20 protein-coding genes are annotated in these 21,467 nt (G+C 39.5%); 2 read left to right on the top strand and 18 right to left on the bottom strand.

What is annotated here, in order from left to right:
* Positions 1-62 precede the first annotated feature (62 nt).
* From F968_RS16505 to lgt, 6 genes are all read right to left on the bottom strand, one after another.
* Complete coding sequence (locus F968_RS16505; RefSeq protein ID WP_004794796.1) at positions 63-1,118, bottom strand: Lnb N-terminal periplasmic domain-containing protein; 1,056 nt, start codon at positions 1,116-1,118, stop codon at positions 63-65.
* Between the two features lie 14 nt (positions 1,119-1,132).
* On the bottom strand, positions 1,133-1,642 hold the full coding sequence (locus tag F968_RS16500) for a dihydrofolate reductase (RefSeq protein WP_004794794.1): 510 nt from the start codon (positions 1,640-1,642) through the stop codon (positions 1,133-1,135).
* 44 nt (positions 1,643-1,686) lie between these two features.
* Positions 1,687-2,529 carry a thymidylate synthase gene (gene thyA, locus F968_RS16495; RefSeq protein WP_004794791.1) on the bottom strand — a complete coding sequence of 281 codons (843 nt, stop codon included), beginning with the start codon at positions 2,527-2,529 and terminating at the stop codon, positions 1,687-1,689.
* A 166-nt stretch (positions 2,530-2,695) separates the two neighbouring features.
* Complete coding sequence (locus tag F968_RS16490; protein WP_004794790.1) at positions 2,696-3,061, bottom strand: hypothetical protein; 366 nt, start codon at positions 3,059-3,061, stop codon at positions 2,696-2,698.
* Between the two features lie 11 nt (positions 3,062-3,072).
* Positions 3,073-3,432 carry a hypothetical protein gene (locus F968_RS16485; protein WP_004794788.1) on the bottom strand — a complete coding sequence of 120 codons (360 nt, stop codon included), beginning with the start codon at positions 3,430-3,432 and terminating at the stop codon, positions 3,073-3,075.
* 75 nt (positions 3,433-3,507) lie between these two features.
* Positions 3,508-4,326 carry a prolipoprotein diacylglyceryl transferase gene (lgt, locus tag F968_RS16480; RefSeq protein ID WP_004794786.1) on the bottom strand — a complete coding sequence of 273 codons (819 nt, stop codon included), beginning with the start codon at positions 4,324-4,326 and terminating at the stop codon, positions 3,508-3,510.
* A 93-nt stretch (positions 4,327-4,419) separates the two neighbouring features.
* Here lgt and F968_RS16475 point away from each other — a divergent pair, with 93 nt between their 5' ends.
* Positions 4,420-5,199, top strand: coding sequence for an NRDE family protein (locus F968_RS16475; protein WP_004794784.1), 780 nt, complete (start codon positions 4,420-4,422; stop codon positions 5,197-5,199).
* A gap of 47 nt (positions 5,200-5,246) precedes the next feature.
* Here F968_RS16475 and F968_RS16470 read toward each other — a convergent pair whose 3' ends face one another.
* The 5 genes from F968_RS16470 to F968_RS16450 form a co-directional block, all read right to left on the bottom strand.
* Positions 5,247-7,439 carry a PhoX family protein gene (locus tag F968_RS16470; RefSeq protein ID WP_004794783.1) on the bottom strand — a complete coding sequence of 731 codons (2,193 nt, stop codon included), beginning with the start codon at positions 7,437-7,439 and terminating at the stop codon, positions 5,247-5,249.
* 179 nt (positions 7,440-7,618) lie between these two features.
* Positions 7,619-9,799 carry a PhoX family protein gene (locus tag F968_RS16465; protein ID WP_004794780.1) on the bottom strand — a complete coding sequence of 727 codons (2,181 nt, stop codon included), beginning with the start codon at positions 9,797-9,799 and terminating at the stop codon, positions 7,619-7,621.
* Between the two features lie 175 nt (positions 9,800-9,974).
* Positions 9,975-10,745 (bottom strand): twin-arginine translocase subunit TatC, encoded by a 771-nt coding sequence (gene tatC / locus F968_RS16460; RefSeq protein ID WP_004794778.1) that lies wholly within the window; start codon positions 10,743-10,745, stop codon positions 9,975-9,977.
* Positions 10,742-11,176, bottom strand: a complete 435-nt coding sequence (gene tatB / locus F968_RS16455) for a Sec-independent protein translocase protein TatB (protein WP_004794777.1) — start codon at positions 11,174-11,176, stop codon at positions 10,742-10,744. Before tatB ends, tatC begins: the two co-directional genes overlap by 4 nt.
* A gap of 12 nt (positions 11,177-11,188) precedes the next feature.
* Positions 11,189-11,407 carry a Sec-independent protein translocase subunit TatA gene (locus tag F968_RS16450; RefSeq protein WP_004794775.1) on the bottom strand — a complete coding sequence of 73 codons (219 nt, stop codon included), beginning with the start codon at positions 11,405-11,407 and terminating at the stop codon, positions 11,189-11,191.
* 252 nt (positions 11,408-11,659) lie between these two features.
* On the opposite strand from F968_RS16450, the gene F968_RS16445 reads away from it, so the two are divergent.
* The gene (locus F968_RS16445) at positions 11,660-12,535 is read left to right on the top strand and encodes an AEC family transporter (protein ID WP_004794773.1); all 876 of its coding nucleotides are present in this window, start codon (positions 11,660-11,662) and stop codon (positions 12,533-12,535) included.
* Positions 12,536-12,729: 194 nt separating this feature from the next.
* Here the strand turns inward: F968_RS16445 and rdgB are convergent, their stop codons facing one another.
* From rdgB to F968_RS16410, 7 genes are all read right to left on the bottom strand, one after another.
* Positions 12,730-13,353, bottom strand: a complete 624-nt coding sequence (gene rdgB / locus F968_RS16440; protein ID WP_004794770.1) for an RdgB/HAM1 family non-canonical purine NTP pyrophosphatase — start codon at positions 13,351-13,353, stop codon at positions 12,730-12,732.
* Positions 13,354-13,527: 174 nt separating this feature from the next.
* Positions 13,528-14,115, bottom strand: coding sequence for a tetratricopeptide repeat protein (locus F968_RS16435; protein ID WP_034596446.1), 588 nt, complete (start codon positions 14,113-14,115; stop codon positions 13,528-13,530).
* A complete protein-coding gene (gene metW / locus F968_RS16430) occupies positions 14,112-14,705 on the bottom strand; it encodes a methionine biosynthesis protein MetW (RefSeq protein WP_001217230.1) in 594 nt (197 codons plus the stop codon). The genes F968_RS16435 and metW overlap by 4 nt, the downstream gene beginning before the upstream one ends.
* Positions 14,705-15,865 (bottom strand): homoserine O-succinyltransferase MetX, encoded by a 1,161-nt coding sequence (gene metX / locus F968_RS16425; RefSeq protein ID WP_004794766.1) that lies wholly within the window; start codon positions 15,863-15,865, stop codon positions 14,705-14,707. The genes metW and metX overlap by 1 nt, the downstream gene beginning before the upstream one ends.
* Positions 15,866-15,948: 83 nt before the next feature.
* Positions 15,949-17,646, bottom strand: a complete 1,698-nt coding sequence (gene leuA / locus F968_RS16420; RefSeq protein ID WP_004794764.1) for a 2-isopropylmalate synthase — start codon at positions 17,644-17,646, stop codon at positions 15,949-15,951.
* 458 nt (positions 17,647-18,104) lie between these two features.
* The gene (locus F968_RS16415; RefSeq protein ID WP_004794762.1) at positions 18,105-18,788 is read right to left on the bottom strand and encodes a Fe2+-dependent dioxygenase; all 684 of its coding nucleotides are present in this window, start codon (positions 18,786-18,788) and stop codon (positions 18,105-18,107) included.
* A gap of 107 nt (positions 18,789-18,895) precedes the next feature.
* Entirely contained in the window at positions 18,896-21,184 is a 2,289-nt protein-coding gene (locus tag F968_RS16410; protein ID WP_004794759.1) for a TonB-dependent receptor, read from the bottom strand.
* Positions 21,185-21,467 lie beyond the last annotated feature (283 nt).

Here is a 21,467-nt window from a genome sequence, read left to right as displayed (position 1 = left end):
TATGTATTTAAAATACAAAGTAAAGCATGTATAAAAAAGTAAAGAAAAGTGCATTACTTATTTCATTTAGCTTTAGGTAAACCTTGTCGAACGATTTGAGAGAAGTGTTCACTACTCTGATCTGAAAGCTGTTCAAAATTTTCAGTACGTGGATTGATATGTGCAATTTGATACCACTGTTTTAAACTGACATTTTGATTAAGAGCTTTAAGATCATATAAATAATTAGGTAAGTAACCTGAAGCGATTAGACGATAATCTTTAGGAAGTTGGTATGGGTTAATCGCTTGAACCATATCAAAAATTAGAGTTGTACAGTTACTCGTGAGCGTATTGTACCACTCTGGTTTTGTACGCAACTCATCTGATTTTTTTAGATATTCTAAAAATAAAGCTTTTTGCTCAGATCGTGGCATATTGATAGGAAAATTATAAACTTGCTCTTTGCGGATGTTGCTACGCGTATAGACAATATCTTTCTCATCAGAAGCAATTAAGCTCAGTTCATATTTTCTAAAAAAACCACCGATTGCCGAAAATTCTTCAGTTTTTTCTTTGCGAATCTCGATTGAGAAGACTAAAGGTTGTTGATGTGCAAATTCGAAGCTGACCAGTGTATGGGCAATTTGTGGTCCCATCCAGTAAGAGGCAATGATGTTTATTCCATTTAACTGGTTGAGGTCAAAAGTTCGGGTTTCCCAGCGAACATCATAGGTTCCATCAGGATGCCAATTAAAGTTACGGACATTATGCAAAGTGACTACATCGCCGTGCTTTTCATAGCTCAGCATATTGGCAACTTCAGGGTTCCAGTCACGATCTTGGCGTGCAGTAATTGAAAAATACCAAACGAGAGAGCAGGCAAATGCTAAAAGGTAAATCAGTATATCTGTACGGCGGCTAACAAGATGGCCTTCAACATATAAGCCAGCCATACTCAGCGCAAAAGCAATCCAGATGCCAATGAGTATGCGGCTGCCTAGCCAGCCAAAAGGCTGTTGAACCCAGAGCGCTACGCATACCCAAATACTAGAGAACACAATAAACAGCGTGAATAGACTATGTAACACCCCAAAAAGTAGAGCAATAATAAATTCACGTGTTCCGATATTGTGCATAGGCATCCATTGAATTATTTTTTATAAGTCGCAAACTCGAATGAAGTCCCTGATTTTTCATCAACTTGCTGTTCACTTGCAGTTTTATGAAATTCACTCGGTATTGTTGGATAATGTGCATCACCTTGCACATCTAAGTCAACATGAGTAAGTTCAAGACGGTCTGCAATTGACAGAGTTTGCTTGAATATCTCACCGCCGCCAATGATGAATAACGCTTGTTTTTCAGTATTTTTTACATCTTCTAAAGCTGCATTTAAAGCATCTTCAATTGAATAGGCAATTTTAACACCGTCAAATTGCCAGTTAATATCACGGGTAATGATCCAGTTCACACGGTTTGGTAGCGCACGGCCCATAGACTCAAGGGTTTTACGACCCATTACGACCACACCACCTTGTGTGATTTCTTTAAAATGTTTTAAGTCGGCAGAAATATGCCATGGCAACGCATTGCCTTTACCAATACAGTGGTTTTTGTCCATTGCCACAACGTGAACAACTTCTACATTTTGCCATGCCATAATCTTATTCTCTAAACCGTAACCTAATGAAATTTGAGTCGTCGTTATACTGCAACTGGTGCTTTAATTGCAGGATGCGACTCATAACCTACAATTTCAACATCTTCAAATTTGAAATCAAATAAGTCTTTTATTTCTGGATTTAGTTTCAATTGGCAGAGTGGTAAAGGCTCACGTGTCAATTGAAGTTGTGCTTGCTCAAAATGGTTGGCATACAGATGTGTATCACCACCAGTCCATACAAAATCACCGACTCCTAAACCGCACACTTGAGCAATCATATGGGTGAGTAGAGCATAGCTCGCAATGTTAAAAGGCACACCTAAGAACACGTCTGCACTACGTTGATAAAGCTGGCATGACAATTTGTTATCTTGTACGAAAAATTGAAAAAGCGTGTGGCAAGGTGGTAAGGCTACTTGTCCAGCTTCATTCGGGTTCCAACCAGAGATAATTAAACGACGTGAGTTTGGGTTGGTTTTAATTTCATTAATTAACCATTTAATCTGGTCAAAACCATCTTGGTTATAAGTGCCATCTGCCTTTTTTGTTGCGCCGAAATTACGCCATTGATGACCATAGACTGGACCAAGCTCATGCTCTGGGCGGCCAAAACGAGCAGTTTGTTCTGCTGTTGCCCATTCGTCCCAAATTGAAACTTTATTATCTTTTAGATATTGGACGTTGGTGTCGCCTTTTAAAAACCAAAGTAACTCAATCACAATAGAACGGAAGTGAACTTTTTTTGTGGTGAGTAAAGGAAAACCTTTAGAGAGATCAAAACGCATTTGATGACCAAATACCGAACGGGTTCCTGTGCCTGTACGGTCGCCTTTGTCACCGCCATTATCAAGGATATGTTGTAGTAGGTCTAAATATGCACGCATAACACTCTCGAGTTCGGATTAATTCCATAAAATAAAGGGGGGGAGATAGCTCAATGATAAATAATTACGCAATAGAGCTGCTTCATCATGAACCATTGAAGATGATACCTGTTGTAGCTCAAGATGAAAATCTAAAAATAGTTCTATGACATTTCAATGAACGTAATTATTCAAATCGCTTGGCACGATTTTGATAAATTGAAACCAGAAAAAAACCAACCAGTACAAAGCCTAAAGCTTGTATCGTTACGATCCAATTGTGCTGAGGTGGTAGCATCCACATCACAATACCAACAATAATAAGAGGGTAGATTCTAAGTAGAAACTGGAGTTTAGATTTAGATGAACCACGATCTGAAATTTTTGTTTGTAAATATTGCCCGAAATGAAGTCCGAAACCTAACGCAAGGCTAAGAACAGTATAAGTCGGCGATAAAGGCTGGACTTGATTGGCTACATAAATTGCAGCACAAACCGCAATAATGAAAATGAGTTTGATATGGCGCGGAGCGTTGTACCAATAAGCCAACATGAAAACCCAACCTATTTTTTAACAAGCGATTGAGGTGAAAAAATAAAAGCAGCAAGTGCCATAAAAGCAATTCCTTGCACACCCCAGATCAGCAAGTTTGGCATCGCTTTAACAAAAATGAGGGCAAACAAAAGAGCAATAGGGATCCAAGTAAATAGACGGTAGAGTAAACCCGTCGGACTTTTTTGAGCAAAATGCAATTTAAAGTAGCGGCATATTAAAAAGATAACGCCAGTTCCAGTAAACATTAAAATTGTTTCTAAGGGCAAAGGCTGGTACTGATATAGCGCAATACAAATGGCCAAAGTAATAATTAAAATAACTAATTTTTTAAATGTCGGGACTTGTGTATCAAACCAGAATTCCAGCATGGCATATCTTCATTTTTGGGAGAGTAAAAACTGTAGCATAAAAAAGAGGAGCCGAAACTCCTCTGATTTATAATGTTAAGAGTTCTTTTGTGGACCCCAATCGAAAATTTTCTTTTGGTAGGCGTACCACATCATCCAAAGACCAATAAGCAGCATTGGAACTGTGAGAATTTGTCCCTTAGTCATCCAGCCAAACAGAATAAAGCCTTGGTCGGCATCAGGTTGACGGAAAAATTCCATAACAAAGCGGGCAACACCATATCCCATTAAGAATAGGGCTGAAACGGCCATGCGTGGACGCGGTTTTGAACTAAACCACCACAAGATAATAAATAAGAGGAAACCTTCACAAATAGCTTGATAGATTTGTGATGGATGGCGAACTAGGTGTAATGGATCTGTTGGGAAGATCATACCGAATGGATAATTGGGGTCAGTTACCGCACGACCATATAACTCTCCACCAATAAAGTTACCAAAGCGTCCGAACATTAAGCCAGTCGGTACACAAGGGGCAATAAAGTCGAGCGTTTGAAACCATGTTTTTTGGTATTTTTTACACCAAAATAGCATAGCAACCATAACACCGAGAAAGCCGCCGTGGAAACTCATACCACCTGTCCAGACTTGAAATAGCCAAATCGGATTTTCAAGGAATTTATCAAATTCATAGAAAAAGACATAGCCGACACGACCGCCCAGAACAACACCTAGGGCACCATAAAACACTAGGTCGGAAACCATTTCTGATGTCCAGCCATCACGTTGTTTGGCACGGTAGGAAGCAAGCCCCCAAGCACATAAAAATGCCAATAAATACATGAGTCCATACCAATGAACTTGAAGAGGTCCTAGATGTATTGCGACCGGATCGATATTAGGATAGGTCAGCATTGCTGCTCCTTGATCTTACGTTTTGACAGATTGTAGCGGAATGATGTGAAAAATGTTGTACATTCAATGTGTAAAGATAGGGAATAAGAAAAGATGTGTATTGTCGCTTTAGCATGGCATGTTCTGGATGATATGCCCTTGTGTCTTATGTCAAATCGGGATGAGTTTTATCATCGGCCAACAGCTTTGCTGCATCAGTGGGAACATACTCCGATTGTTGCGGGGCAAGATTTACAGTCGGGTGGCACGTGGATGGGCATTACGCCTCAAGGTCGATGGGCTGTTTTGACTAACTTCCGTGATGGGCGGGATCAAAAGTCTTATGAGACTTCTCGGGGGCATTTGGTTCAGGCTTTTTTAGAATCTGATTTAATGCCGATTCGATTTGCTCAACAATTAGAACAGCAGCAACAGAATTTTGCTGGCTTTAACTTGTTTATGGGAAATGCTGATCAAGCGGTGTATATGAGTAACCGTGGTGAAGCTCCGCAAGTCTTGGCTAACGGTGTTTACGTGGTTTCAAATGGTTTGATGTCTGAACATTGGGAAAAAACTAAACATTTACGAACACGTTTTACGCAAGAGTTTTTGCCTATGCTTCAGCATCAGACAGAAGAGTTAACTTTGCAACATGCGGCGTGGGATATTCTGGAAGATGAGCGTAAAGTTACAACTGCTTTATTACCCAATACTGGCATTCAAGCAGAGATGGAAGAGTTGTTGTCATCTACCTTTATTCAAAGTCCTGTGTATGGTACACGCTGTTCGAATTTTCTAAGAATGACTAATAATGAATGGCTTTGGTTTGAAAAGACCCAACAAGGCGAGCATAGTGGACAAATCGTTCAGCAACAGGTTCTTTTAAATCGATAGCAATAAAAATGCCGATCAATTGACCGGCATTTTTAATTACTTAAGAATTAACCCGCGATCACACCGCCATCTTTACGGGTAATCACCACAGTTGCTGAGCGTGGGCGTGCAGTTTTATTGTTTGGATCTTTTTGAGTTGCAGGCCAGTTACTGTCTGGTGTCGAGTAACTTTTCGAGTCTTCACCAGGGTGTTGAACATTAATAAAGATTGCTTTGTGGTCAGGTGTCATGGCAATGCCTGTAATTTCACATTGCTTTGGTCCAACCAAGAAACGGCGTAGTGTTGAGTCTGTAACTTTAGCACCGACTAGCGTTTGTTGGCCATTTGACGTAGTTGCAGTACCACCATCACCAATTTGGCCCGGTAGTGCTGCGAGCATCATACAGTTAGTGACATCGGTGTAAGCACCATCATCTGTCTGAATCCAAAGTACGCCACGTGGGTCAAACCACATCCCGTCTGGAGAGGACAAATCATTATTGTCGGTTAGGCCAGACAAGTTGATGTTTGAAGCCATCGATGCTTCTGCACCAAACAGATAAATATCCCATTTGAAGGTTTCGGCAGTGGTTTTGTCATCAGTTTCTTTAAAACGGATGATATGACCGTTAACGTTACCTTTTTGAGTGGTTTTTCCATCTTTAAGGTCAGTATAGTTACGCGGGTTCGCAGCATCGGTCGCGTAATCTTTACCACGGTTCGAGTTATTAGTTAGGGTCACATAGACTTCACCGTTTACTGGGTTAACCGTACACCATTCGGGGCGGTCCATTTTTGTAGCGCCGACTGCATCACCTGCCAAACGTGCAAATGTGACAACGTCTGCTTGAGATTTAAATGGGTAAGTCGAATTACTTTCATTTAAGCCATTTTTGCCATAAGCAAGCTCAATCCATTGACCTGTACCATCATTATTAAATTTGGCAACATACAATTTACCCGCATTCATATATTTGTCGCCAGCACCATAGCCACCGTTTACATCTTTGACATCCCACACTGCACTTGAGACAAATTTATAGATGTATTCACCTTTAGAGTCATCACCCATATAAAATGCTAATGGCTGACCTGCAACTGCACGGCAAGCACTATCTTCATGTGCAAAACGGCCTAAAGATGTTCTTTTAACAGGATTCAGGCGGTTATCAAAAGGATCAATCTCGACCATCCAACCAAATGTATTTGGACCGTTACGATAATCTTGGGTAGCTTGTGCAGTTTTTACATCGGCATTCCAGCGGTCATATAAGTCTTGTGATTCAACTTGACCAATTGCTGTTTCCCAACCGTAGCGTGAACCAGATCCTGCTTTTAAGCCATAGCGTTTCAGTGCAATAATTTCTTCTGGAGTACGTAACGCATCATCAGTCGTACTACGAGCAAAGTAACCAATAAAGTTTTCTTCGGTAGTTAAATATGTGCCCCAAGGGGTATAACCATTACCACAGTTATTATGTGTGCCGCGAGTTTGACGGCCAGCAGGCGAAAAACGAGTTGCAAGTAGGCTAGAACCAGCAGCAGCACCTGCAAACTCCATTACAGTAGACGCAGTAATACGTCGGTTAAAAATAGATTTTTTATCAATTACTACTTTTTGAGTTGCTGCATCTTTTTTGATATGAACGACAGATACGCCGTGTGCATTGGTTTCACGAATGACTTCATCTTCAGGGCGACGTCCATCAACTTTTGTTGGACCTTTGGGATGAAGGAAGGTCTGATTAATATATTCGTGATTCATGACTAACAAACCTTCGGCTGAAACACTTTCATCAAAGCGGTTTGTTGAAGTATTTAAGCCAAAGAAATGCATGCCGTCATGGCAGTCGCCAGAGCGAAACTGGAAGCTTGGACCTGATGGAATATTATTATCATCCCAGTCACCAAAAGCAGGGTTGATTGAATCACCTAAAGCATAAATGACATTCGCTTCATAACCTTCAGGTACAGTCACAATATCGTTATGGTTTTTTGCAACTGCTGTAAAAGTTAATTTCTCTGGTTTTTTATTTGGATCTACAGGTGGGATTCCACCGTTGTTAGAACCTGAGTCATCATTACTATCATTACAGCCTGTTAAAGTAGAGGCTAAAGTTAAAGCTACAGCACCGCTTGCTGCTTTAGTAATTAAACTACGGCGACTTACATGTTGTTCTAAAATGTCGCGGAAGTGGATATTGTCAGAAGTATTATTGTCCAGTTCTTGATCTTCATGATATGGCGTCAGCTCTGTCATGGGAAATTCCTAAGTAAGTAAAGAAAGAAATAAAGAGATTGTTCTAAAAATCTTCATCAGCTTAGTTGGGCAATGTGACGAGGCTTTGACGTTTTGATGATAGGTTTATGAAATAATTGATCGTTTAGTCAAAAAAGAAACCTGCACAAGGCAGGTTTCTTCTATTTTGGTGAAAGAGATTATTTCTTCACAACAGATGGAGCAATTGGGTCGGCAGTGATATAGCCAACCGCCGCTGCAAATTTATTGCTGTAGTTTGTATTAATGGCTGTATCAATTTGCGAAAGTAAATCTGCACTGATACCAGTACGAACACCATTAGTTTCTTTATAGAAACGGTTCCATTCATCACCTGGATGTTGGAAGTTACTCATGATGTAAGTCCAACCGTTTACTTCATCGACTGCGTGTAGACCAGTTGATTCTGCACCTGCTGGTGTAGACAAGATACGGATGAGCTGTTTAGTGTCAACGTTGTAAGCCCATAAGAAGTTATTCAAATGGTTACCAGAGTCTTCACCGATAAATAACGTACGTAGTTTTTCAGAGAACTTCAAGTTGTCAGGGCTAGCAATCTGTTCTGGGTCAGCAGTGTTACCTAAGCTGTCAAAGCTAATGTCTTTACCTTTAATTAGAAGACTAGATTGGCTAGGTACCCATTCACTATTGATTGCGGCATTTGAGCTGTCTTTTTGGCCGCCTGTCAGTTTATGCTCCAAAATACCACCAGCCGTTATTTTCGGGAATTTAACGTTGTGCTCAGCAAGGTAACCGCTACCACCTTCAACCATTGAATCAACAATGTTAGCTAAAGCTGAATATGCGCGTTTATCTGCAATATTTACAGTTGTACCTTCGTTCTTGGTCAATGCCATTGAAGCACCAACGTAAGCTGCATAGCGGTGTGTCTCAAGGAAAGCCGCTGCAAGTTTAGTTTTGTCGCTGTTATCTTTAAGCTTGAGATAAACACCAGTTTTGCTCAAATAAGTAAATTTAAAACCTTGAGCTTCTAATTCTGCTTTTTGAGTAGCTTGTTGTAGTTTTAAACGATCTTTCGCAGCTTTCGCTAAAGCTTGTTGTTCAGGCGTACCTTTATCTCCAGCATCAATAGCATCTTTTTCTGCTGTCGTTGCATCGCTTGGATATTTGGCAATTTGTAGAACCGATTCGAAAATATCAGTTCCTTTGATACCGCTCTTGATTAGGTTTTCAATCTCTACACTTGTTGCATGACCAAGCTTGATCCATGAGATCTGACCAGTCGTTGTATCTGTAAGTACCGTTGTATATTTTGCAACGTAAAGTGTGCCGGCAGATAGGTCTTTCTCTTTATCTGCAACGAACATGAAGAGACCACCATTGGTATAGTCATCACCCATCAAAACTGTTCGGTTGTCTGGGAAAACTTGTACAAGCTCATGTGAAATACGGCCTAAACAGTAGTGCTTTGTCACACGACCCGTACCATCTGCATTTACGGTAATTTCTGGTAAATGACCGTAGTTATATGGGTTAGCCGCATTTTCATCACCATACACATTTTTACTAAATGCTTTAAGTGTTGAAAGTGATTGACCTAACTTTTGGTTGAAAGCATCTGGCTCATATTCTTCACTCGATAAATGAGTTCCCCAGGGTGACAAGCTTGCACCACAAGTAATCCATAAACCATGCGCACTTGAAGTGTCTACATTGTGATATTTAATTAAAGTCAAATGACCAGTTTTCGGGTCTTGATCTAAAGTAAGCACTGCAATCGGAGATGATAATTTACCGTAAGTATCACCACCATTTTGGTCTTTTGATAAATATTCAAACTGAACCACATGGAACACTGGGTTACCAGTTACACCTAATGCTTTCTTATCTGCATCTGTGAAATCTTTGCCAGTCGCTTGTTTAAAGCTAATCAGAGAACTACCATCTGGACAGTCAGAGAAGAATTGACGTTCTTTACCTGCAACTGATTTATCAATAATGGGCTGATTATTAATATCAACATAACCGCCCGCAATAATCTTTCCGCCTTTACCATCAGGAACTTCTGTACCTGTTAAAAAGAATGGTTTGTAAGCAAGTTGATATTCAGTTTTGCTGCCATCTTCCCATGAAATAGCAAGCTTTGATGCACATGCAGTTGTTGCCATCTCTGCTACAGTAGAAGGCGCAGGCATTGACGTGAACGTTGCATTTTTAAAGTTAATTGGTTTTGATGGAGTGATAACGTCTGAATCATCATTACTATCGTTACATCCTGCTAACGTTGCTGCCGTAGCCATCGCACCTAATGGAAGAAAAGGGATCCCCGTAAACCATTTTAAAATGTCGCGACGTGTTGGGTGGTTAGAAGCAGTTGTCATAATAAATCCGTAACTTTTGTGAGTATATTTGTTGAGTTGATTCTATGGACTGGAAATGACACTTTTCTTACATTTTTAAGTCACTTTGAAGACAGTTTATTGCTTTGTAGATTAAAAAGTGGTCTATATAAAAAAGCCTGAACTTAGAGGTTCAGGCTTTTTCTTAAATATTATTTTATTCAGCAGATTGAGCTTTTCTTTTCTCAAGAATTTTACCGAACAATAATCCAAGTTCGAAAAGTAACCACATCGGGATCGCCAACATCACCATAGAAATTGCATCTGGTGGGGTAATAAACATCGCTACAAAAAAGCAGCCTACAATGATAAAACGTCTTTTTTCAGCAAGACTTTTTGTATTTACCACACCTATTAAAATGAGTAGGAGCGTCGCAATTGGAATTTCAAAAGTGACACCAAAAACTAAAAACAGCTTTAAGCAAAAGCTTAGATAGCTATTAATATCCGTCATAGGTGCAACAGTTTCAGGCGATACACTAATAAAGAAATGTAAAATTGCAGGAAGTGTAATGTAGTATGCAAAAGCAACTCCGGCATAGAACAAAACAATACTGCCGATGAGTAATGGCAGCGCTAAATGACGTTCTTTTTGATATAACGCAGGGCGAACAAAAGTCCAGATTTCATAAAGAATAAATGGCATTGCCAGCACAAGCGCAACAAATAAATTGAGCTTAAAAGGTGCCATAAAGGTTGCAGTTACATCTGTTGCAATCATTGACGATGATGCAGGAAGTTGCAGCCTTAAAGGTTCAGATAATAATTGGTAAGTGTTGTTTCGAAAGGGTAATAAGCAAAAGAATAAAAATAATGTTACCCCGACAATCCTAAATAAATGACGCCTTAAAACGACCAAATGGTTCATGATGGGCATTTGGTCTAAATTTTCTTGCGTATTTACAGTCGTTGAAGGCAGTTGGTTCATACGGCAATCTTCAATTTAACGGGAGGTGTTTCTAAAGTGTCGCTTTGAGGTGCCAAAGGTGTAAATCTGGCAAGAAAGGGCACTTCATAATGACCCGATACAGGGGAGTACATCGTAGACTGAGATATAGTTTCAGCTACCTCAGTTTTTTCGGAATTGTCTGAGGTAGTCTGTTTTTGTATTTCTTCAAGTTGTTGTTGTACTTTGCGTTCTAGTGCTTCAATGCGGTTGAGTTCTTCTTGCATTTCTTTTCGAAATTCAGAAAGACGCAACTCTTGATCAATCTCATTTTGCAAATTGGTAATATAACGTTTTAGGCGAACATACCAGCGACCAGCAAAGCGAGCGGCTTCTGGTAATTTATCTGGGCCTAAAACTAAAATTGCAATAATTGCAAAACAGAGTAGCTCTGTCATTCCTACATCAAGCATGGTGGAAAACCTTTAGCTTTTCACTGATGTGCTGTCAGGGGTTTTGACTTGGGCATCAATTGTACGTGGAGTATTAAGAGCAGCAGTTTCGTCTTCTTCACGAACTGATTTTTTAAAGTCTTTTACTGCACCGCCTACGTCTTTACCGATATTTTTTAATTTAGATGTACCGAATAATAAAATAACGACAATTGCAAAAATAACGACGTGCCAAATAGATAAACCGGCCATGATCTTATACCTCTTTTCAGTTTGCTTTATATCAACAGGTTGCCATGACAGGAATGTGACACTTATATGTCACTTTTAAGACAGTGAATGGGGGTAAAGCCTAAGAAGATAATTTTCATAGAGAAGTTATTTAATTATTTAATTTATAGGCAGGCCGATATCGGGCGCTTAAATTACTTGAAATGGAAAGTACATTTCACTTTGAAAAGGTGTAGCATAACAAACTGATTTTGATGGGTGAGAGGAGAAAACGTGGCGTTGTTATTGCCAATATTGGCGTTTATCACTGGACTTTTACTTGCTCAGACTTCTCTTTCAGAAACGATAAAACCTGTTCTTTCAGCTTGGCTTGCCCGCTTACTGATTCCAGTTGTGATTATTTACAACATGGTATTTTATCAGCCGGGTAGTTTGAGTTTGATGCTCTTTAGCTTCGGTTCAGCATTTCTTATTTTCTTTGCATATTTAGCTTTATTTAAAGACAGATTATTAGCGCTTTGCGTGAGTTATACCAACATGGGCTGGCTCGGTTTTCCTTTTGCTATGGCTTTATTTGGCCCTGATGCTACGGCTCCAATTGTTGCGCTATATATTGGTATGTCTCTTTTTGGAAATGCATGGGCCGTAACTGCTGTAACAACAGCACCACAAAGCAAGCTCAACATATTAAAAAAGGTTTTAAGCTCTCCACCTTGTATCTCAATATTCTGTGCGCTTGTCCTCAGACTTTTAGGTGCTCAATATATTGAACATCCAGCCATACACTGGATTTATGAGGTAGCTAAATTTGTAATGACTTTTGCTGGGATGTGTGTGCTCGGAATGTGGTTACGCCGTACTCGAGTGCATTTAAAAGACTTAATCTACAGCACCAAAGCTCAAACATTTAAAGTGGTGTGTGGACTTATTCTTTGTGGACTAACGTATAGATTTCTACCAATTCCAAATATAAGTCAGCAAATTGGAGTCATGTTTTTAATGTTCTGTTTACCACCAGCAGCCAATATTGTAGCGCTAGAAACACATTATCAAGGAACAGGAAGATCTGCGGCTTATATCGCTTCTGGGACGATTGTGAGTTGTGTGTGTATTGCTATTTATGCAGTGTTTTTGCACATGTTCGTCTAATTAATTATTTAATTCTAACCCTACACTTGCTTGTGTGAAGGCGGCATGGATGCCGCTAGTTAGACTGTGGCACAAGGACGTGCCATCAGTCTAACAAAAGATTTTTGCTTACTTTTCATCTTTGAAAAGTAAGGTTTGCCTATACAAAGCTGAATACTCTCTAACGTGGTATTCAAAGGCTATATGGAAAAAAATTATACTAAACTTTCTCTAAATAACTGCATCGCTTGTCCACGATGACTAATCTTATTCTTGTCTTCTTTAGAAAGTTCCGCGCTAGAAACTTGTAGCTCAGGTAACCAGAACAGTGGGTCATAACCAAAGCCATTTTCACCACGTGCAGCTTCTAAAATTTCGCCGTGCCAGATGCCTTGGAAAATTTGTGGCAAAGGATCTTCAGCATGCGTTACTAGAGCAAGTACACACACAAACATGCCTTCAATCACTTCACCATTTTTACGGTAGGGTAAAAGGTCATTTAATAATTTTGCATTATTCGCTGCATCGTCACCATGTTCTCCAGCATAGCGTGCTGAATAAATACCAGGTGCGCCGCCTAAGACTGGTACACAAATACCAGAGTCGTCAGCCATAGCAGGTTTACCTGAAATTTTAGAAGCATGACGCGCTTTAATAATAGCATTTTCAATAAAGCTTAAGCCGTCTTCGATTGCATCGGGAATATTAAGGCGACCTTGAGGAATAATTTCTACAGGTAACTTAAGCTGTTCAAAAAGTTTTTCAAACTCAGCGACTTTACCTTTGTTATTGCTGGCAAGAACTAAACTGCCCTGATCAAACCAATGTGGGGTAGACATAATAAAACCAAACTTTATAGCTAATATCGAACGTGAGTTATGTTACGTGTTTTTTAAGAGGGGATATAGAGGGAAATAAATAGAATATAAAATGGGACAACCTAAACTAAAGCCACCTTATAGAGTATACAAGGTGGCTTTAGTCGAGTAAGGTTTTTTACGGATGAACCGTTATTATTGTGCTTGAATCCATTTGTCTGCACGGTCACGCGCTGTACGGATTTGTTCTTGAGTTAAGTTCGCCGCTAGAGCAGTTTTCTTACCTTCAGATAGGCTAATCACTTTATTATCGAGCATGCCATCACGAGTTGAAAGCTCATACCACTGGTAAGCACCCATGTAGTTTTTCTTTTGCTCTTCCATCATCGCTAGGTTGTAGCTTGCACGGTTATCGCCATTGCTTGCTGCTTTTTCAAAGTATTTACGAGCCATAGACTCATCTTTTTTAACACCAATACCGTCGGCATACATACGGCCCACGTTGAGTTGTGCTGGTGATAAACCTTGGTCGGCTGCTGCTTTAAACCATGCGAAAGCTTGTTTCTCGTCTTTTGCTACATCTTTACCATATTGGTAGTGTGTACCAAGGTAAAACTGCGCGCCTGCTTGACCAGCTTTTGCAGCTTTTTGAAGGTCATTAACCCCCATTGTTGAAAAGCGTGCAGCCTGACTCGCAACCGATTGTGGCTGGGCGATATAATCTGCATGAGCCTGCATACTTAGCAGTCCTGCAAATAGTGTGCTAAATAATGTCTTTTTCATAGTGCACTCACTCGATAAATAGCGACTTCACCAAACAAATTAGGAACATGTTTGCTTAACAGGCTTCCCTGCTGATTTCCATTGACGGCGAGTCGATTAATAATTTGTATCTGATTTTCCGCACAGAGTGCTTCGAAATCTTTAAATGTACATAAATGAATATTGGGGGTGTTATACCACATATATGGTAGAGCATCCGATACAGGCATCATTCCTTTTAATGCAAGAAAAGAGCGAGTCTTCCAATGCGCAAAGTTTGGAAAAGTAATAATTGCCTGTTTACCCACACGCACCATGTCTCTTAATAAAACATCTGGTGCATCTACGGCTTGCAAAGCCTGTGCCATAACCACATAGTCAAAAGACTGGTCGGCAAAACGGCTCAAACCGAGATTCAAATCTTGTTGAATAATATTTAACCCGCGACTGACGGCAATTGCAATCTTTTCTTGATCAATTTCTAAACCATAAGCACGAATTTGATGCTTTTGGCTCATATGAGCGAGTAATTCACCATCACCACACCCTAAATCGAGTACACTTGAGCCGGGTTTAATCCACTTTTCTGCCAGTTGTTGATCAATACGCATTAACTTGCCTCCAGTGATGTCGATTTTAAGTGTTCTTCACCGCCTAAGAAAGCGCGCATGGTTTTGACATACAGTGGAATCGGGAATAAGAACGAGTCATGGCCTTGCTCAGCATCAATATCGAGATAACTTACTGGCTTATGATTGGTAATAAGTGCATCTACAATTTCTTGAGAGCGACTAGGGGCAAAACGCCAGTCTGTTGTAAAAGAGACAATCAGGAACTGACATTTGGTTTTACCCATCGCTTCTGTTAACGAATGATTGTATTCACGTGATGGGTCAAAATAATCCAAAGCTTTGGTCATGATGAGATAAGTATTGGCATCAAAGTTACGGCTAAACTGTTCACCTTGATAACGAAGATAGCTTTCGACTTGAAACTCGACATCAAAACCATACATAAATTTGCCAGATTTTAAATCACGGCCAAATTTTTGTTTCATGGCTTCTTCTGAAAGATAGGTGATATGACCGACCATTCGGGCCAAAATCAGGCCACGTTTTGGGTAGCTATCATTTTCTAAATAACGACCATGATGGAAGTCTGGATCAGACAAGATCGACTGACGCGCAACCTCGTTAAATGCAATATTTTGTGCTGAAAGCTTTGGTGCGCTGGCAATAATCACACACTTTTGTAAGCGGTCAGGATAGTCTACTGACCATTGTAGTGCTTGCATGCCCCCTAATGATCCACCAACAACTGCATACCATGTATGTACCCCTAGACGATCAGAAAGCATGGCCTGAGTTTTAACCCAATCGCGTACCGTCACTAAGGGAAAATCAGGTCCATAAGGGCGATTATCATTTTCAGGGTTTGGAGATATTGGACCCGTTGAGCCGCTACATCCACCAATATTGTTGAGAGAAACTACAAAAAACTTATTTGTATCGATTGCCTTACCCGGGCCAATACAGCTATCCCACCATCCGGCTTTCTTATCATCTTCATGGTGATAACCTGCTGCGTGATGATGTCCAGAAAGGGCATGACAGATTAAAATGGCATTTGATTGATCTGCATTTAAAGTGCCGTAAGTTTCGACCATTAATTCAAAACGTGGCAAGACACGCCCACATTCAAGGTGTAATGGTTCTTCAAATTGGAACTTTTGCGGAGTGACTAACCCCACTGAATCAGCTGGAAAAGACACGGGAACATTTCGCCTTTTAAATCTTTCAGGAATAAAAAGAAAGGATACCAAGCTAGGTATCCTTTCAAAAGAGTTTTTTTAAATTAAACAGCGGCGGCAACAACCTGATCTGTACTTAAAACGCCTTGATCAATCAAACGGTTAGTACATGCAATAATTGCTTCAATCGATGAGGTGACTGTATTGTCATGAACACCCGCACCAAATGAACCTTTACCTGTACCTTTTACTTGAAGCTCAATCAAGGTTAACGCTTTCGCATTTGCACCTGAACTAATACTGCGTTCTTCATAGTTCAATACGTCAATTGGTAATTGAAGCGCATTTAAGAATGCAGAGATTGGTCCGTTACCTTCACCGCGAAGTTGTTGTGTTTCACCTTCGACATCAACATCAAGTTCGATGATTTGAGTGCCATTAATATCAGACAATCTGTAGTTTTTGACTGTGTAATGTTGGTTTTTTACATCAACATAAGTGTCTTTAAACAAGGTCCAGATTTCTTTTGCATTAATTTCTGTACCATTATCATCAGCATATTGTTGAACAACCTGACTGAATTCAATTTGTAAACGGCGAGGTAATACAACGTTGTAGTTCGCTTCTAATAAGTAAGCGATACCACCTTTACCAGACTGACTATTTACACGAATAACTGCGTCATAGTCGCGGCCCAAATCTTTCGGGTCGATTGGCAAGTAAGGCATATCCCAGATTTCTTCGTTTTTCTGGTACTCGAAGCCTTTTTTGATTGCATCCTGATGTGAACCAGAGAATGCAGTAAATACCAAGTCGCCTGCATATGGATGACGAGGGTGTACAGGTAAGCCAGTACATTCTTCAACCGTTGCAATCACTTCATTAATGTTAGAGAAATCTAACTCTGGCGCTACGCCTTGGGTGTACATGTTCAATGCAATAGCTGCAACGTCAACGTTACCTGTACGCTCACCATTACCGAACACACAACCTTCAACACGGTCAGCACCCGCCATAATGGCAAGTTCTGATGCGGCAATACCACAGCCGCGGTCATTGTGGCAGTGAACAGAAATGATCACACCATCACGACGTGCCAAATTACGATGCATCCATTCAATTTGGTCTGCATAAACATTTGGTGTAGAAACTTCTACAGTCGCAGGTAAGTTTAAAATCACTTTATGATCTGGACGTGCATCCCAGATTTCTGTGACGGCATCACAGACATCTTTAGCGACTTCTAATTCGGTTGCAGAGAAACATTCTGGACTGTACTGGAAAATCCAGTCAGTTTGAGGATACTGTGCAGCATACTCTTTAACTTTTTGAGCAGCATTAATTGCTAATTGTTTTGCACCATTAACGTCTACATTCAACACCTTTTGACGGAAGGTTGGAGAGTTAGAGTTATAAATATGCACAATTGCGCGTTTAGCACCTGCCAAAGATTCAAAAGTACGTTCAATTAAATGGTCACGTGCTTGAACCAAAACTTCAATGTATACGTCATCAGGAATATGATTTTCTTCGATCAACATACGAGTAAAATCGAAGTCAATTTGTGATGCAGAAGGGAAACCGATTTCAATATGTTTAAAACCGATTTTCACAAGCATTTTGAACATTTTGAATTTTTGTTCCATATTCATCGGTTCAAAAATTGCTTGGTTACCGTCACGTAAATCGGTACTCATCCAGATTGGCGCTTTTGTAATTTCTTTATTCGGCCATTGGCGATCTGGTAAATCCACACGTTGGTACATACGGCGGTATTTTTTGCTAGGGTCAGCCAACATCATGAGAAAACTCCTTGTCTCGTAGCGCGGTTGCTCTGGATATATTTAAAAGGCAACGTCTCTACTTAATATATGGTATCTAATTCAGAAAAATTAAAGGTAATTTTGAAGTGCTGCTTTAAAAAGCAGACAAAATTTTTATACGCGCGCGTGGCGCAGCATCAGGAGTTGCAGATGATGTCTTGCTTGAGTAGGCTGGGCAAACAAGTAATTCGTTTTCATCTCTAGACCGTAGAATAATAAGTTTGATGGTTTGCGGGTAATCTTGATATTTAGATATATCACATCTAAACAATGATTACACCTTGTGCAAAATTCTTATCATAATTTTAGTTAAGTTGTTTAGAAAATAATTTTCTAATTTTGCGCTGTTTTATTTTTTATGGAAAATTATTTTCATATTTTTGCCTTTTTAAGGTAAAAAAGATTATTAAGTCTTAAAAAGGCAAAAATAAATAGTGTTACAGTTCTGACCACATACGAATTAAATTATGATAAATGTTGGTGAGCTTCATGACTTCTGGGTAGTTATCGCCGTGTGATTTACGTAATTCTCGAATGCTCTCATCAAGATTAAATAAAAGATGGCGTTTACTATCGTCGCGTACCAAACTTTGTACCCAGAAAAAAGAAGCAAAACGAGTACCTGAAGTAATGCTACTGACTTCATGCAGGCTAGTAGACGGGTAGAGCACCACATCACCTGCCGGTAATTTGACTTCGTGATAACCATAAGTATCTTCAATAACAAGGTCACCACCTTCATATTCTTCGGGTTCACTTAAAAATAGCGTACAAGATAAATCGGTACGGAGCTGCTCAGAAGTGCCACGGATAAGACGAATTGAGTTGTCCACGTGAAAACCGAAGCTTTCATGTTCATCATAACGATTAAAAAGCGGTGGAATAATTTTGTGGGGTAGGGCCGCAGCCTGAAACACTGGATTTTGCCAAATTGCTTTGATGACAATATCACTCAAATGATGAGTAAGCGGGTCTTGTTCCGAGAGTTGCTGATTTCTTTTAACAGAAGCAGATAAGGTGCCAGCAGTCACTTTTCCACCTACCCAGTTGGCATCTTCCATGAGTTTACGAAACTCGGCAACTTGCTCTTTGCTTAAAACATTGGGGATATGATGAATCACAGCAAACACCTTTTAATATAGATACTTCATTTGTAAAAATAGCCTCGTGACGAGGCTATTTTATATGAACTTTAATTAATTCCATAAATAAATTATGGAATTTAAACTTAGTACTTAAAGTTAATCGCTAAGACAGCATTACGGCCATTACCTTCAAAAGCGTAGTGAGCTGCATGTGCACTTGTGAAATAACGCTTATCAGAAATATTATTGATATTAAGCTGTAGGTTTACGTTCTTGTTCACGTCGTATTTAGCCATCGCGTTGTAAATAGTATAAGTTGGCAAGTATTTCGGAGCAGTTGTGTTCACAAAAACTTGATCGCGGTATTCAACACCAGCACCTAAAGTCAATTGAGGTATAACTTTATACGTTGACCATAAAGTCGCGCTGTTTTTAGCTACGAATGGAAGTGGTTTTCCTTCCTGAGCGATAGCATTGTATGCGGCTTCAGTGATTTCGCTATCTAAATAGCTATAACCTGTAGATACATCCCATTTGTCAGTAATCTTTCCGTTCAAGCTAATTTCAAATCCATCAACTTTACTTTTACCTGCATTTGCAGTTGTTGTAGGATCGATTTGGATGCGAGTATTTTGCTTTTCAGTACGGAAAACTGCTGCTGTTAAGTTCGCACGATTATTAAACAGATCCCATTTTGTACCTAATTCAAAAGTACGTGCTTCTTCTGGTTTTAGATCATTTGCACTCGCACTTGCAGCACCTGAGTCGCTAATAGAATCTGAACCTGTATCACCCTCAGCGAGTACACCTACTGGGTTTGCTGACGTAGCATAGCTTAAATAGATACTACCATCTTCTGTTGGTTTAAAAACTAAACCAGCTTGGTAAGAGAAGTAATCTGTATCACTTTCTAGTTTATCGCCAGCTTTATGAGGTGTACGTCCACCTACGTCTTTATTGTATTTTTTCTCAGTTTCAAATTTATCCCAACGAACACCTAGGTTAAGTAGCCATTGTGGATTAAATTCAATGCTATCTAATGCATATACACCTACATTATGACTACGAGTGGTTGATTGTGCTGTAATAGATCCACGCTTATCTGTGAAGGCACCATTTCCAGGATTATTTAAACTCGTACACCAGCCATTTGCTACAGCAGCAGCTGAAGTACAGTTTTGAATGTTGCTGTCTAAAATTGTTGAGGTGGTTTCACCAGCAGCATTAGTAAAGGTATATACACCTTGATCAGTTTCTTGGAAGCTCCATTCAGTACCGACATTAAAAGAATGCTTTAATGAACCAGTATTAAATTTGCCATTTAAAGAAAGTTGATCACTGTATGCATCAGTATCCAATATACGACTTAAAGCACGACGAGCGATTGTACCTCTGTAAATATTACCCTTAGAGTCATCAGCATTCGTATAAACATAATCAGATTTAGATTTGTTGTAAGTTGCTACATTTGACAAAGTAAGATTTTCATTAAAATCATGTTCTAATTTAAACGTACCAATATGATTTTCACGTTTATCGAAATCACGTGCTTTCCAGCCATAGTAGGTACCCGCTTTTACATCAACAGGCTTACCATCACCAGGAGTTACAGTAACACCAGCTGGAGGAGTCGTTGGATTTGCGTTGTTAAACGGAATACCTGCATCAGGTTCATCATTACTACGTAAATAGTAGTAACTCAGTGTTCCGCGAGTTGCAGTATCTAGGCCAAATGCAAGACTTGATGCAATACCAGCACGAGCATATTCTGCGCCGTTACTTTGACCAGCTTTTTCATTTTCGTGACCCATAATAACAACACGACCAGCAACTCCGTTACCAAAGTCTTTGTTGGCATCAAGTTGGATATGACGATAGTTGTCAGTACCACCTTGAATACTACCTTGGTAAACGTCGCCTTCATGAGCTACTTTAGGGATTAAGTTAATACTTCCACCCACGCTACCACCGCCACCTAGGGCAGAAGAAGAACCCTTAATCACTTCCACTTGTTCGATGGCAAACATATCGCGGCTTTGTGAAGTTGTATTACGAACACCATCGATATAAATAGAAGATTGACCGCTATAACCACGGATGTAGGGCATATCTGTAAATGGGGTACCGCCTTCACCTGCACCTAACGTAATACCAGGTTCATAGCGTAAAGCTTCGAGTAGAGTATTAGAGTTTGTATCTTTAATTAATTTTTGAGAAAGAATAGAAACGGATTTTGGAGTATCTAAAAGGGGAGCAACTAATTTTGAATTTGCCGACTCATCTACTTTTAAAGATTCTTCGTGAGTTGCTTGAGTGTGAATGGTTGGTAATTGTGAAATTGCTTCTTGTGCCATGACTGTTGTTGCAATCATAGAAAGAGATGATGCGATTGCAGATGAAACAATTTTTTTACGTGTTCTAATCAATGACATGACTTTCAGGACTTAAATATAAAACGTTATGCGAATAATAATAATTCTTATTTATATGTACAGTTTGTGTTAATTGGATTTGCCAATTGAATTATGGAGACAAAGTGAATGATTAAATAGTAAAGTGTACTTTTATTTAGCTAATCTACTGATTCTTAGTAATTGTTTGTAAAAACGATTAAATTTAGATTTTGATTGTAATTTTAGATTTATGAAGAATAACTAAAAAATTAGTTTTACTTAAGGTCTTTTGAAAAATATTTAAAGAATCATAAAATTACTG

The organism is Acinetobacter sp. NIPH 817 (genome assembly GCF_000368405.1).
Classification (GTDB): Bacteria; Pseudomonadota; Gammaproteobacteria; order Pseudomonadales; family Moraxellaceae; genus Acinetobacter.
This window is presented reverse-complemented; position numbering and strand designations above follow the sequence as displayed.